Below are 12,700 nucleotides of genomic sequence, written 5' to 3'. Positions count from 1 at the left end.
ATCCGGGCGCCCGTGATGGTCGCCGGGATATGCGCGGGAAGTCCGGCCGCATGGACGAAGCCGAGCGCCGGCGGTTCGAGGCCTGGCTGCGGGCGTCTTCGGAGCATGCGCGGGAATACCGCCGGGCGCAAGGCCTTCGTGACTGACGCCCAGGCGCCCGGCCCTATCGCGGCGCATAGGGACAAACGCATGCGGGCAAACAAAAAGGACCTAGGTTTTCACCTAAGTCCTTGAATTTCTTGGCTCCCCGACCAGGGCTCGAACCTGGGACCTGCGGATTAACAGTCCGTCGCTCTACCGACTGAGCTATCGGGGAACTGCGAAGAAGCGAAACTATAGCATAAATTTCCGTGTGTGCGCAAAGCGGGGTGACAAGCGGGTTGGCGGGTTTGACGCGCCCCTTGCATCCCCTGGAGTGAGGCTCAATGCGCCCCCGCCGCCGCTCCCGATCCGCCGTGGGCCGCCGACTTCGGCCGGGCCAGCCAGATCAGGCCGATCAGGACCAGGAAGATCAGCGCCGAGGCGTAGAAGATGTCGGTGGCCGACATCGTGTAGGCCTGCTGGTTGATCACCCGGTCGAGCATGCCCGCGCCGCGCTGCGGGTCCACGCCCAGGCTCTGCAGGCCGCCCATGATGTGGTCGAAGGCCGGTTCGCCGGGGCGGGCGGCTTCGGTCAGGCGGCTGTGGTGCAGCGAGGCGCGGTTGTCCCAGATCGTGGTGGTGATCGAGGTGCCGAAGGCGCCGCAGACCAGGCGGAAGAAGTTCGACAGGCCGGCGGCGGCGGGGATCCGGTCCGGGCTCAGGCCCGACAGGGAGATCGTCGTCAGCGGGATGAAGAACGTCGCCATGGCCGCGCCCTGGATGAAGGTGGGCAGCATCACCGTGTACAGGTCCACGCTGGTGTTGAACTGGGCGCGCATGTAGCTGATCAGGGCGAAGATCAGGAAGGCGATGGTGGCGATCGGACGCGGGTCGTGGTGGGCCAGCAGCTTGCCCACCACCGGCGACAGGATGATGGCCAGGATGCCCACCGGGGCCGAAGCCACGCCCGCCCAGGTGGCCGTGTAGCCCATGGTGTTCTGCAGCCACAGGGGCAGCAGCACGACGGTGCCGAAGAACACGCCGTAGGCGACCGACAGGGCGATGGTGCCGGAGGTGAAATTGCGCTGGGCGAACAGGGTCAGGTCCACCACCGGGTGGGCGGCGGTCAGCTCCCAGATCACGAAATAGACGAAGGCCACCACCGTGGCCACGGCCAGCACGCAGATCAGCGGGCTGGCGAACCATTCCAGCTCCTTGCCCTTGTCCAGGATCAGCTGCAGGGCGCCGACCCAGACGACCAGCAGGAACAGGCCGATGCGGTCGATGGGCAGGCGGACGCGGCGCGATTCACGGTCCTTGTAGACCTGCCACGAGGCCCAGCCGGCGAGCAGGCCGACCGGCACGTTGATGTAGAAGATCCAGGACCAGGAATAATTGTCCGAGATCCAGCCGCCCAGCAGCGGCCCGGCGATGGGGCCGACCAGGATGGTCATGGACCAGAGCGCCAGGGCCATGCCGGCCTTGGCCCTGGGGTAGCTGGCCAGCATCAGGGACTGCGACAGCGGGATCATCGGCCCGGCCACCGCGCCCTGCAGCACGCGGAAGAACACCAGCGATTCCAGCGACCAGGCGAAGCCGCACAGCCAGGAGCTGATGACGAACAGCAGCACCGACAGCACGAACAGGCGCACCTGGCCGAAGCGCTGCGTCAGCCAGCCGGTCAGCGGCACGGTGATGGCGTTGGCGACGGCGAAGGAGGTGATCACCCAGGTGCCCTGGGTGGCGCTGACGCCCAGGTCGCCGGCGATGGTGGGAATGGAGACGTTGGCGATGGACGAGTCCAGCACGTTCATGAACACCGCGGCCGACAGGGCGATGGTGCCGAAGGCGCGGGCGCTGCCTTCCAGGGGCGGATAGCCCGTGGCGGCCGGCTGGGCCGGCGCGGCGGGCGCGTCGTCCGGGCGCGGGCCGGCCTGGTCTTCCGGCGTGGCGGCCGCGCTGCTCACGGCGTTTCCTTGGCGTGGCCGGCCGTGCCTTTGGCGCTGCCGGGCGTGCCCTGGGCGGTGCCGGCCGTCCCCGCCGGGGCGGCGCCGCCGCGGGAAAGGCCGGGCGCGTCCGCCGAGCCGATGTTGTCCTGGATGATCTGGCGGATGCGGGCGTCGATCTCGGCCGGGTCGTGGTCGAAGACCGGGGTGCTCAGGGCCGCTTCGGCCGCCTGGCCGCTCCGCCCCTGTCCGCCTTCGGTGGCCTGTCGTTCGGGCGCGGAGTTCAGATCGACCTCGACCGTCATGGACAGGCCCACGCGCAGGGGATGGTCCTGAAGCTCCTTGGGGTCCAGGCGGATGCGCACGGGCACCCGCTGGATGACTTTGATCCAGTTGCCGCTGGCGTTCTGCGCCGGCAGCAGGGCGAAGGCGCTGCCGCTGCCGGCGGCGATGCCCGCGACCGTGCCGTGATAGGTGACCTTGCCGCCGTACAGGTCGGAGCTCAGGGTGGCCTGCTGGCCGGGCCGCATGGCGTCGAGCTGGTTTTCCTTGAAGTTGGCCTCCACCCACAGGCTGTCCAGCGGCACGATGGTCATGAGCGGCGTGCCCGGCTGGATGCGCTGGCCCAACTGGACGGAGCGCTGGGCGACCATACCGCCCACCGGGGCCGGGATGCGGGTGCGCACGCCGGCGAGCCAGGCCTGGCGCACCTGATCGGCGGCCTGCAGCACGTCGGGGTGGGTGGCCACGGTGCTGCCGCGGGTCAGGGCCTGGTTGGTGGCAAGCTTGGCGCGCGCGGCCGCCAGGCCGGCGCGCGCCTGGGCCAGGCCGGCCTCGGCGGATTTCACGGCGACCTGGGCGTGCAGCAGTTCCTCGCCGCTGACGCCGCCGGTGCCGCGCAGCGCGTCGCGCCGCTGCAGGTCGTTGCGCGCCTTGCTGAGCTGCGTTTCCGCCTGCGCGACGTTGGCCTCGCCCACGGCGACGTCGGCCGCCAGGGCGTCGTTCTGCACGAACAGGGTCTGGGTGTGGCGCACGGTCTGGGCGAGCGCCGCCTCCGCCTGGGCCAGTGCGATGCCGGTGTCGCTGTCGTCCAGGGTCACCAGATGGGCGCCCTGGGCGACGGACTGGGTTTCCTCGGCGCCGATGGCGACCACCGTGCCGGGGATCTGGGCGCTGATCTGCACCAGATTGCCGTGGACGTAGGCGTCATCCGTGGATTCGTAATGGCCGGCGAAGAGCAGCCACCACGCGCCGTAGAGCAGGGCGGCCAGGACGAAGACGCCGGTGGCCCAGAGCAGCAGGCGGGTGCGGGCGGGAGAAGTGCTGGGGCTGGATACGGTCATGATGCGGTCGGGGTAAGGTTCACGGTTGAGTCGGATGCGTGGCGGCGGGCTGCCCGGCGGCCGGAGCCGAAGGGGCCGGATTCCCGGCGGCCGGATTCCCGCCGGCGGCGCGCGGCGCGCCGTCGTCCTGGACGTAGCCGCCGCCCAGGGCGGTCGCCAGCTGCACGTCCAGGATGTAGGCGCGGGCGTGCAGGTCGGTGGTCTGCACGGTCTGCTTCAGCGCCTCGCTCTGCGCCAGCAGCACCTGCACGAAGTCGCCCAGGCCGGCCTTGTAGCGGCTCAGGGCCACGTCGTAGGCCGAGGCGATGGCCTTCATGCTGGCTTCCTGGTGGCGGATCTGGTCCTGCAGCGAATGGATCGAGTCGCGCGCGTCGGCCACCTCGCGCAGGGCGCCCAGGATGGTCTCGTTGTAGCGGGCGATGGCCTCGTCGCGCTCGGCGCGGCGGCCTTCCAGCCGGGCGTTCAGGCCGCCGGCGTTGAAGATCGGCAGGGTGATGACCGGGCCGGCGCCGTAGTTCTCGCTGCTGCCGCGCACCAGCTTGTCCAGACCCAGCGACAGGTAGCCGAAGCTGGCCGACAGGTCGATGTTGGGCAGGAAGTCGGCCTTGGCGGCGGAGACTTCCGCGCCGGCCGCCTCGGCCTGCAGGCGGGCGGCGGTGATGTCGGCGCGCCGGCCCAGCAGGGCCATGGGCAGATGGCCGGGCACGTCGGGCGGCAGCGCGGCGCCCGGGCGCGCGGCCAGGTCCGGCAGTTGCTCGGGCGACTGGCCCAGCAGGGCGGCGAGCTGGTGGTGCAGCAGCTGGGCATTGTTGCGCGCCTGGCTGAGCTGCACCCGCGCGGACGAGACCGCCGAGTCGGCCTGGTCCACGTCCACCTGGGTGCCCAGGCCGTTCCTGTAGCGGTCGCGGGTGATGTCCAGGGCTTCCTGCAGCTTGCTGGCGATGTGGCCGATGGCGTCGGCCTGGGCGCGGGCGTTCTGCAGCTGGAAATAGGCCTGGGCGACCGCCGAGACCAGCAGCACGCGGGCCTGCCGGCGCGAGGCTTCGGCCGCGGCGGCGCGCTGGACGGCGGCGCCGGTCAGCGCGCGCTGGCGGCCCCACAGGTCCAGGTCGAAGTCCAGCTGCAGCCCCAGTCCGGTGTCGGTCTGGTACGAGCCGCCCAGGGGCGGCGGATAGATGTAGTTCTCGCTGTAGCGCTGCCGCGTCAGGTGGTAGTTGGCATTGACCTGCGGCCACTGCACGGCGCGGGCGCCGCGCGCGGCGGCCCGGGCGGCGCGCACGCGGGCGGCGGCGGCGTCCAGGGACGGGTTCGAGCGCAGCGCCTGGTCGATCAGGCCGTCCAGTTGCGGGTCCTGGTAGCGCGTCCACCACCGTTCACCGGGCCAGGCGATGGCGTCGTCGGACAAACCCAGGGTCTGGGCGTCGAGCGCGCGGGTGGCGGGCGTGCCCGGGTCCATGGGGGCGCAGGCGGAAAGCGACAGGGCGAGCAGCAGGGGGATGAGGGGTTTCATGCTGACAGGAAGCTGAATGTTATTGATTGGGTCTGTATCTGACTAGACAGTTATAGGACGCGGGCAGCGGCTTTCGTGCCTGGAGGAATCGTCAGGGGGTGTCGGGGCGGTCCGCGGCCTGCTGGAGGTGCCGTTCGCCGTTGGTGATCATGCGCTTGAGCAGGGCGATCAGCATGTGGATTTCGTCTTCGGAGAAGCCGCTCAGGTGGATGTTCAGCGTCTGGGCGATGGCGGGCAGGATCCGGGCGCCCACCGCGCGGCCCGCTTCGGTCGGTACGATCTTCACGACGCGCCGGTCTTCGGGCACGCGCTCGCGCCGCACGAAACCCTTGGATTCCAGGCGGTCCAGCATGCGCGTGGTGGCGCCGGTGTCCACGTCCAGGGTGCGCGCGAGTTCGGCCGGAGTGTCGATGCCGCGGTGCAGGATCAGCATCAGGGGGCGCCACTGGTTGGCCGTCAGGCCCAGGGGGCAGACCTGCAGGTCGATGATCCGGTGCAGCAGGACGTGCACGTGCTTGACGAGCAGGCCCACGTTGCGTTCGGGACCGAGATCGCCGGGGACGCCGCCATAGTGCTGGCAGGCGCCGCCCTGCGGAGGAGAGGGGGGGCCGTCGGGCCGGGTATCTTGCATGTTAAAATTCTAACCCAACAATATCTGACTAGGCAAATAAAATGACACCGCCTTCCCGGGGCATGTTCTGGACCGGCTTCGTGCTGGCGGGCCTGGGAGCCGTGCTGTTCTCGGCCAAGGCGATCGTGGCCAAGCTGCTGTACCTGCACGGGGTGGATGCGCTGGACGTGATCGGCTTTCGCATGCTGCTGGCGCTGCCGTTCTTCGCCGCGATCGCCCTGGCGCAGATGGCGCGCGTGCGCCGCGGGCTGCTGGCGCGGCTGGACCGGCGCGACAGCCTGCGCATCGCGCTGCTGGGCTTCATCGGCTACTACCTGTCCAGCTTCCTGGATTTCCTCGGGCTGCAGTACATTTCCGCCGGGCTGGAGCGGCTGATCCTGTTCCTCTCGCCGACCTTCGTGCTGCTGTTCTCCGCCTGGTTCCTGCGCAAGCCCATCGCCCCGCGCCAGTGGCTGGCCATGGCCCTGGCCTACGGCGGGGTGGCGCTGGTGTTCTGGGCCGACCTCTCGCTCTCGGGCGAGGACGTCGTCCTCGGCTCGGCCTGCGTGCTGGGCGCGGCGTTCTCCTATTCCATGTATCTGATCGGCTCGGGCGAGCTGGTCGAGCGGGTCACGGCGACCCGGCTGACGGCCTATGCGATGACGGTGTCTGCCGGGGTGACGATGGCGCACTTCTTCGCGGTCAAGGGCCTGGCCGGGCTGGATCAGGAACTGCCGGTCTACGGCCTGTCGCTGGTCCACGCCACGCTGAACACGGTGCTGCCGACCTTCATGATCATGTGGTCGGTGGCGCGCATCGGCGCGCCGCTGACGGCCCAGCTCGGGCTGCTGGGGCCGGTGTCGATCCTGTTCCTGGCCTGGCTCTTCCTGGGCGAGCCGATCACGCTGCTCCAGGTGGCGGGCACGGTCCTGGTGGCCGTTTCCGCCATCGTGCTGGGACACCGGCCGAAGGGGCGGGGCTGAGCGCGGCCGTTCCGGCGCGGCGGTCCCCGCGGTGGTCCCTTTCGGGCGCGGCGCTCCCGCATCCCGCCGCTCCGGGCCGGCGGGGGCTCACTTCATGCCTTGCTCGATCTCGTCGCGGTGCACGTCGTGGGTGATGAACCCGGCCGCGTTCTCGGGCATCGCCAGGTAGCGCGGATGGGCCAGCGTCTTGCGGATGTCCTGCAGGCCCGAGGCCCAGTGCTCCCGCATCGTCGCCAGGCCGAACTGGTAGTCGCGGAAGTGCTGCTCGTAGGGTTTGTCGCGGTAGATCAGGTGGATCACGTTGCTGCGCTTGTCGCTGGCCATTGCGGCGGCCTTCTGGCAGGCCGGATCGGCGCTGCGCCGGCTGGCCGGCACCTGGTCCAGGACCTCGCGCAGCAGGCGCTGCATCCTGCGGTAGGCCTGCATCTGGTCGGTCACCAGCCGGGTGCGGCTGGAATAGCGGATGTCCTGGATGCGGTCGCCGACCTCGCTCAGGCTGCGCGGCACGGGGCCGCGCGCCGACCACAGGTCCACCTGGAACACCAGCGTGTCGCGCCCCAGGTTCTGCTCCAGGATCTGGGACAGGGGGGTGTTGGACACCAGGCCGCCATCCCAGTAGTACTCGCCGTCGATCTCGATGGCCGGGAAGGCCGGGGGCAGGGCGCCCGAGGCCATGAAATGCTCCGGCCGCAGCCGGATGCGGCGGTTGTCGAAATAGGCGAAATTGCCGGTGCGCACGTTGACCGCGCCGACCGAGACGTGCAGCCCGCCGTCGTTGATGCGGTCGAAGTCGCACAGGGCCTCCAGCGTGTCCTTCAGCGGGCGGGTGTCGTAGTGGCCCACGCAGGCCGGGTCCAGCGCGGCCGACAGGGCGGCCGGCGGGAAGCGCGGGCGGAAGAAGCCCTTCTGGCCCACCATCAGGGCGCTGCCGGCGTGCACGGCGCCCAGGAACTGGCGCGCGAGGTCGTTGATCTGGAACAGGCTGTGCTCGAACAGCGGGTTGGCCGCCGGGCCGACGTAGGGCTGGCAGATGGTGTTCCAGAAGGCATGCAGCCGCTCCACCCGCCGTTCGGGCGGATTGCCGGCGATCAGGGCGATGTTCAGCGCGCCGATGGAAATGCCGGCCAGGTCGGTGAGCTCGACGCCCGCCTCGTGCAGGCCTTCGTAGACGCCCGCCTGGTAGGCGCCCAGCGCGCCGCCGCCTTGCAGCACCAGGGCGCGGGTTTCGTAGGCGCGGGCGGCCGTCGCCGGACGGGGTTCATTCTTGGGCATGGGTTCCGGTCTCCAGGGATTGCAGGAAGGCTTCGATCAGGGCGCCGCGATAGCGGCTGCGGTGCAGCACGATGGACAGGCGCCGGTCCAGCTGCAGGAAGGGCGTGCGCAGCACGCGCAGCCGGCCCGTCGCCACGGCGTCCAGGGTGGCGGCGTAGGGCAGGCAGGCGATGCCCAGGCCGGCGATCACGGCCTGCTTGATGGCTTCGATCTGGCCCAGCTCCAGCAGGATGCGGCCCGGGGGCAGGGCGGTCAGGGCCTGCTCGGTCAGGCTGCGGGTGGCCGAGCCGCGTTCGCGCAGGATCCAGCGGGCGTCGGCGAAATCGCGCGGCTGCAGCCGCGCGCGCTGCGCCAGGGGGTGGGCCGGCGCGGCGCAGACGACCAGCGCGTCGGTGCGCCAGGGCAGGGTTTCGAGCTGGGCATGATGCACGGGGCCTTCGACGCAGGCGACGTCCACGGCGTGGTCGAGCAGCATGCGCGTGATGTCCCGCGTGTTGTCCACGGTCAGGTGCAGGGCCACCATGGGGTGGCGGGCCGCGATGGGGCCCAGCAGCTCTCCCACCAGGTAGTTGCCGACCGTGTTGCTGGCGCCGATGCGCAGTTCGCCTTCCAGGGCGCCGCCGGGTTCGTGGTGGCGGCGCTGCATGTCGCCCAGGCGCTCCAGGATCTCGCGCGCCAGGGGGAGCTGTTCCGCCCCCTGGGCGTTCAGGCGCAGGCGGCCCCGCTCGCGGTCGAACAGAGGGGCGCCCAGCTGGCGTTCCAGCTCGCCCAGGGCCATGCTGACGGCGGGCTGGGGTGAGGTGCAGCTGGTCGGCGGCCTGGCGCACGCCCCCGGCGGTGGCGACCGCGACGAAGACTTCGAGCTGGCGGATGCTCAGGCCGAGCATGGCGGGCGAACCCGCCGTCAGGCGAACCAGCCCGCGGGGCTCTTGGCGAGGGCCACGCCGACGATGTAGACGAAGATCGCCACGGCGCACACGGCGGCGATCAGCCGCGTGCGCGGCGTGCGGCCGCGCTTGATGGCGTAGGTGCCCACGCCGATGTAGGCGATCAGCAGCACGATCTTGGTCAGGATCCAGGGCTGCTCGGGGCCGATCATGGCCGCCAGGATCACGCCGCAGGTGAGCAGCACGGTGTCGATCACGTGCGGCAGGATGCGCACCAGGCGCTTCTGCAGCAGGGGCGATCCGGTCACGGACCAGTAGGCCCGGATGAGGAACAGGATGATGCTCAGGCTGACGGCCGTGACGTGCAGGTGCTTGATGGGAAAGTAGTAATTCATGGCATTGGAAGTGGGTGCGGCAGGCCGGCGCGGCCTGGACGAGTGTACCGTACCCGGGCCGCCGGACGGGCGCGGCCCGGGCCGGGCGCGGGGTCATTCGATCGGATTCAAGGTCCAGCCGCCGCTTTCGCCCTGCAGCACGAACTCGTGGCGGTGGTGCCGGCGCAGGGTGCCGCGGTGGCCCACGCTGATGATTCGGGCCTCCGGCAGCTGTTCGCGCAGCAGCCGGTACATGGCGTCCTCCAGGCCCTCGTCCATGGCGGAGGTGGCCTCGTCCAGGAACGCGGCCTGCGGCCGGGCGATCAGCAGGCGGCCGAAGGCCAGGCGCTGCTGTTCCCCGAGCGACAGGATGCGGCTCCAGTCGTCCTCGACGTCGAGCCGGTCGCGCAGATGGCCCAGCTGCACCTGGTCCAGGATGGCCTCGTCCTGGCCGGGCGGGACCGCGTCGGCGGGCTGCGGATAGTGCAGCGCCTGGCGCAGGGTGCCCAGGGGCAGGTAGGGCTTCTGGGCGAGGAACAGGGCGGAGGTGTCGGGACGGATGATCTCGCCCGAGCCGTGCGGCCAGATGCCGGCGATCATGCGCAGCAGCGTGGTCTTGCCCGAGCCCGACGGGCCGCGCACCAGCAGCGGCTGGCCTGGGGCGACTTCCAGGCTCAGGTCGCGGATCAGCGCCTGGCCGTCGGGGCGGTTGACGGTCACGCCCAGCAGCGCCAGGCGCGCGCCGTCCTGATGGGTGCGCGGCAGTTCCATGGCGCGGGCCGCGTCGATGGCGTCGTCGAATCCGGCCAGACGCTCCAGCGTGGCGCGGTAGGTGGCGAAGCTGTCGTAGATGTTGCGGAAGAAGGACAGGTTCTCCTGCAGGCGGCCGAAGGCCTGGGCGGTCTGGATCAGGTCGCCCAGGCTGATCTGCTTGGAGAAGAAGCGCGTCGCCTGCAGGATGAAGGGGAAGACCACCGCGGTCTGGGTCACGACGAAGTTGAAGCCGAGGAACTTCAGCGACCGGTAGATGATGTCCCAGGCGTTGCCGATCACCTGGGCGAAGCCGTTTCTCAGCGTGCGGCCCTCGACGCGCTCGCCCCGGTAGAAGGCGATGCTTTCGGCGTATTCGCGCACGCGCACCAGGGCGTAGCGGTAGTCGGCGTTCAGCTTTTCGTTGAGGAAGTTCAGCCGGATGAGCGGCTTGCCGATCCAGATGGCCAGCAGGGTGGCCAGGAACACGTAGATGAAGACCAGGAACACCATGGCCCGCGGGATCTCGTGGCCCAGCACGGTCATGGGGCCCGACAGGTTCCACAGGATCACGGTGAAGGCGATGGTGGACACGAGCGCGTTGATCAGCCCCACGGCCAGGGTCATGGAGGTCTGCGCGAAATTGGTGATGTCCTGCTGGATCCGCTGGTCGGGGTTGTCGGCCAGGTTGCTGAGCGACTGCGAGCGGTAGTAGGCCTGGCCCTGCATCCAGCGGCCCAGCAGCTGCTCATTGAGCCATTCGCGCCAGTGCACGACGAAGGCCTGCTGGACGTAGAAATCGAACAGGGAGCGGATCACGTGCACGGCCGCCAGCAGCGAGAACAGCAGCATGGCCGCCCAGAAGCCCGGTTCGTCCAGCGCCTGCAGCGCGCTGTACATGGTGTTGTACCAATTGGAGAACAGCACGTCCAGGCGCACGGCGGCGAGCGTCAGCAGCAGGATCAGGGCGACGCCGGCGAGCGGCTTCCAGCTGCGGCGCAGGGAGAAGTAGCCGGCGCTCAGGCGGCGGAACTGGCGCCCCCAGCGCGTGAAGCGCGTCAGGCCCCAGACGACGGCGGCGCCGGCCAGCAGGGTGAGCGCGTAAGCCTTGGCCAGCCACAGGCCGCTTTCGATCAGGACGTCTTGCCATTGCATGGGGATGCGGTTCCTTGTAGGACGATCGGAGGCGCCCGCCGGACCGGGCCGAGCGTGAGGATTGTAGTTGGAGGCGCGGCGATGCGGAATAGTTCCGGCGCGGCGACGGCGCGCGGCGGCCGGAATCGGTTCAGGACAGGGCGCCCGGCTCGGGCTTCATGCCCAGGCGGCGGGCGAGCTTGTGCAGATTGCTGGAATCCAGCCCCAGCGCGCGCGCGGCGCGTGCCCAGTTGCCGTGGTGGGCGGCCAGCGCCGCGCCGATGGCGCTCCGCTGGCAGGCCTCGACGCTGTCGCGCAGCGGGACGATGGCGTCGGCCGGCGGCGGGGCGGCTTCGCCGTCCGGGCCGACGGGGGCGGGCGCCGGCGCCGGCGGCGGGGATTCGGGCGCGGGGATGTCCAGGTCCAGCAGTTCCGGGCCGATGGTCAGCACCTGGTCGCGCGAGGCGCCGCGGCTGAGCATCTTCAGCGCCGCGCGGCTGATGACGTGTTCCAGCTCGCGCACGTTGCCGGGCCAGGGATACTGGCGCAGGGCGCGCTCGGCCTCGTAGGACAGGCGCACGCCGCGCAGCCCCAGGCGCGCGCGGCTGAACTCCAGGAAATGGCCGGCCAGGATCAGGACGTCGCGGTCGCGCTCGCGCAGCGGCGGGATCGGGATGGGATAGACCGAAAGGCGGTGGTACAGGTCGGTGCGGAACAGCCCCGCCTGCGTGTTGGCCTTCAGGTCGCGGTTGGTGGCGGCGATGATGCGCACGTCGGTCTTGATGACCTGGTCCGTGCCCAGCCGCTGGATCTCGCCGTTCTGCAGCACGCGCAGCAGCTTGGCCTGCAGGCTGAGCGGCAGTTCGCCGACCTCGTCCAGGAACAGGGTGCCGCCCTGGGCGGCCTCGAAGCGCCCGGGGCGGTCGGACGTCGCCCCCGAAAAGGCGCCCTTCACGTGGCCGAACAGCTCGCTTTCGGCCAGGGACTCGGGCAGGGCCGCGCAGTTCACCTGGATCATGGGCTGCTGGCTGCGGCGCGAGCGCCGGTGCAGGCGGCGGGCGAACAGGTCCTTGCCCACGCCGGTCTCGCCCAGCAGCAGGATGGGCAGGTCCGAGTCGGCCACCAGATCCAGTTCGTGCAGCAGCGACTGGATGGCCTCGCTGTGGCCGAGGATCTCGGTGGCCTCGCCGATGTGCTCCAGGCCCTGCTGGGTGCTGCCCAGCTGGCGCAGCTGGCGGTTCTCGCGCTCCAGGTCGGTCACGCGCACGGCGGCCTGCAGGATCAGGCCGAGCCGCCGCAGCCGCGCGCGCGCGGCCTCGTCGAAGGCGCCGGTGGTGAGCGCGTCCAGCGTCATGATGCCCCAGGGGCGGTCCTGGCGGTACAGCGTCATGCCCATGCAGTCGTGCACCGGCAGCGGCGAGCCCTTGCGGTCGTCCAGCAGGCCGTCGTAGGGATCGGGCAGCACGCTTTCGGGATCGAACCAGGTGGGCTCGCGGCGCGACAGGATGGTGGCGAAGCGCGGATGCTGGGCGACGACGAAGCGCCGGCCCAGGGCTTCGTGGGCCAGCCCGGAGGCGGCGACCATGTGCAGGGTGTCGGCGGCGTCGAGCATCAGCAGGCCGACGGCGTCGCAGGCGAAGGCCTCGCGGATGGCCGTGGCGGCGCGCTGCAGGCGCACGCCGTCGGGCAGATCGGCGGACAGATCGTTCAGAAGCGTCGTTTCCATAGGGTGTTTTATACCATGCAATGGTATTTAATACCCTGTTAGAAAGGGTAAAAAATACCTCTTTTGATTTATATCAGTAGTTTC

The 12,700-nt window shown here is 70.3% G+C and carries 11 protein-coding genes and 1 tRNA gene; 2 read left to right on the top strand and 10 right to left on the bottom strand.

Features of this window, described 5'->3' with window-relative positions:
* The first annotated feature begins 29 nt into the window (after positions 1-29).
* Complete coding sequence (locus HNR28_RS18840) at positions 30-146, top strand: FecR/PupR family sigma factor regulator (RefSeq protein WP_151024399.1); 117 nt, start codon at positions 30-32, stop codon at positions 144-146.
* Between the two features lie 94 nt (positions 147-240).
* On the opposite strand, the gene HNR28_RS02355 is transcribed toward HNR28_RS18840, so the two are convergent.
* From HNR28_RS02355 to HNR28_RS02335, 5 genes are all read right to left on the bottom strand, one after another.
* Positions 241-316: transfer RNA gene (locus HNR28_RS02355), tRNA-Asn, on the bottom strand.
* A gap of 106 nt (positions 317-422) precedes the next feature.
* Positions 423-1,949, bottom strand: coding sequence for a DHA2 family efflux MFS transporter permease subunit (locus HNR28_RS02350; protein WP_043687014.1), 1,527 nt, complete (start codon positions 1,947-1,949; stop codon positions 423-425).
* A 95-nt stretch (positions 1,950-2,044) separates the two neighbouring features.
* The gene (locus HNR28_RS02345) at positions 2,045-3,370 is read right to left on the bottom strand and encodes an HlyD family efflux transporter periplasmic adaptor subunit (protein ID WP_151024398.1); all 1,326 of its coding nucleotides are present in this window, start codon (positions 3,368-3,370) and stop codon (positions 2,045-2,047) included.
* Between the two features lie 19 nt (positions 3,371-3,389).
* A complete protein-coding gene (locus HNR28_RS02340; RefSeq protein WP_084330656.1) occupies positions 3,390-4,880 on the bottom strand; it encodes an efflux transporter outer membrane subunit in 1,491 nt (496 codons plus the stop codon).
* Between the two features lie 91 nt (positions 4,881-4,971).
* Positions 4,972-5,511, bottom strand: coding sequence for a MarR family winged helix-turn-helix transcriptional regulator (locus HNR28_RS02335; protein ID WP_043683248.1), 540 nt, complete (start codon positions 5,509-5,511; stop codon positions 4,972-4,974).
* A gap of 41 nt (positions 5,512-5,552) precedes the next feature.
* Here HNR28_RS02335 and HNR28_RS02330 point away from each other — a divergent pair, with 41 nt between their 5' ends.
* Positions 5,553-6,473, top strand: coding sequence for a DMT family transporter (locus tag HNR28_RS02330; RefSeq protein WP_043683246.1), 921 nt, complete (start codon positions 5,553-5,555; stop codon positions 6,471-6,473).
* An 87-nt stretch (positions 6,474-6,560) separates the two neighbouring features.
* Here the strand turns inward: HNR28_RS02330 and HNR28_RS02325 are convergent, their stop codons facing one another.
* The 5 genes from HNR28_RS02325 to norR form a co-directional block, all read right to left on the bottom strand.
* A complete protein-coding gene (locus tag HNR28_RS02325; RefSeq protein WP_043683243.1) occupies positions 6,561-7,745 on the bottom strand; it encodes a DUF3734 domain-containing protein in 1,185 nt (394 codons plus the stop codon).
* Positions 7,732-8,523 (bottom strand): LysR substrate-binding domain-containing protein, encoded by a 792-nt coding sequence (locus HNR28_RS02320; protein ID WP_244978160.1) that lies wholly within the window; start codon positions 8,521-8,523, stop codon positions 7,732-7,734. Before HNR28_RS02320 ends, HNR28_RS02325 begins: the two co-directional genes overlap by 14 nt.
* Positions 8,524-8,649: 126 nt before the next feature.
* Positions 8,650-9,027, bottom strand: coding sequence for a SirB2 family protein (locus tag HNR28_RS02315; protein ID WP_043683238.1), 378 nt, complete (start codon positions 9,025-9,027; stop codon positions 8,650-8,652).
* 93 nt (positions 9,028-9,120) lie between these two features.
* Positions 9,121-10,911, bottom strand: coding sequence for an ABC transporter ATP-binding protein/permease (locus HNR28_RS02310; RefSeq protein WP_151024444.1), 1,791 nt, complete (start codon positions 10,909-10,911; stop codon positions 9,121-9,123).
* Positions 10,912-11,041: 130 nt separating this feature from the next.
* A complete protein-coding gene (gene norR / locus HNR28_RS02305) occupies positions 11,042-12,616 on the bottom strand; it encodes a nitric oxide reductase transcriptional regulator NorR (protein ID WP_043683233.1) in 1,575 nt (524 codons plus the stop codon).
* Positions 12,617-12,700: the final 84 nt, after the last annotated feature.

Source organism: Castellaniella defragrans, assembly GCF_014203015.1.
GTDB classification, from domain to species: domain Bacteria; phylum Pseudomonadota; class Gammaproteobacteria; order Burkholderiales; family Burkholderiaceae_B; genus Castellaniella; species Castellaniella defragrans.
This window is presented reverse-complemented; position numbering and strand designations above follow the sequence as displayed.

What these genes read in the sequence shown, in the direction of transcription:
- HNR28_RS02340 (WP_084330656.1), bottom strand. Translation starts at nt 4,880, where the DNA reads ATGAAACCCCTCATCCCCCTGCTGCTCGCCCTGTCGCTTTCCGCCTGC.
- HNR28_RS18840 (WP_151024399.1), top strand. Translation starts at nt 30, where the DNA reads ATGCGCGGGAAGTCCGGCCGCATGGACGAAGCCGAGCGCCGGCGGTTC.
- HNR28_RS02345 (WP_151024398.1), bottom strand. Translation starts at nt 3,370, where the DNA reads ATGACCGTATCCAGCCCCAGCACTTCTCCCGCCCGCACCCGCCTGCTG.
- HNR28_RS02325 (WP_043683243.1), bottom strand. Translation starts at nt 7,745, where the DNA reads ATGCCCAAGAATGAACCCCGTCCGGCGACGGCCGCCCGCGCCTACGAA.
- norR (WP_043683233.1), bottom strand. Translation starts at nt 12,616, where the DNA reads ATGGAAACGACGCTTCTGAACGATCTGTCCGCCGATCTGCCCGACGGC.
- HNR28_RS02320 (WP_244978160.1), bottom strand. Translation starts at nt 8,523, where the DNA reads ATGGCCCTGGGCGAGCTGGAACGCCAGCTGGGCGCCCCTCTGTTCGAC.
- HNR28_RS02335 (WP_043683248.1), bottom strand. Translation starts at nt 5,511, where the DNA reads ATGCAAGATACCCGGCCCGACGGCCCCCCCTCTCCTCCGCAGGGCGGC.
- HNR28_RS02330 (WP_043683246.1), top strand. Translation starts at nt 5,553, where the DNA reads ATGACACCGCCTTCCCGGGGCATGTTCTGGACCGGCTTCGTGCTGGCG.
- HNR28_RS02310 (WP_151024444.1), bottom strand. Translation starts at nt 10,911, where the DNA reads ATGCAATGGCAAGACGTCCTGATCGAAAGCGGCCTGTGGCTGGCCAAG.
- HNR28_RS02315 (WP_043683238.1), bottom strand. Translation starts at nt 9,027, where the DNA reads ATGAATTACTACTTTCCCATCAAGCACCTGCACGTCACGGCCGTCAGC.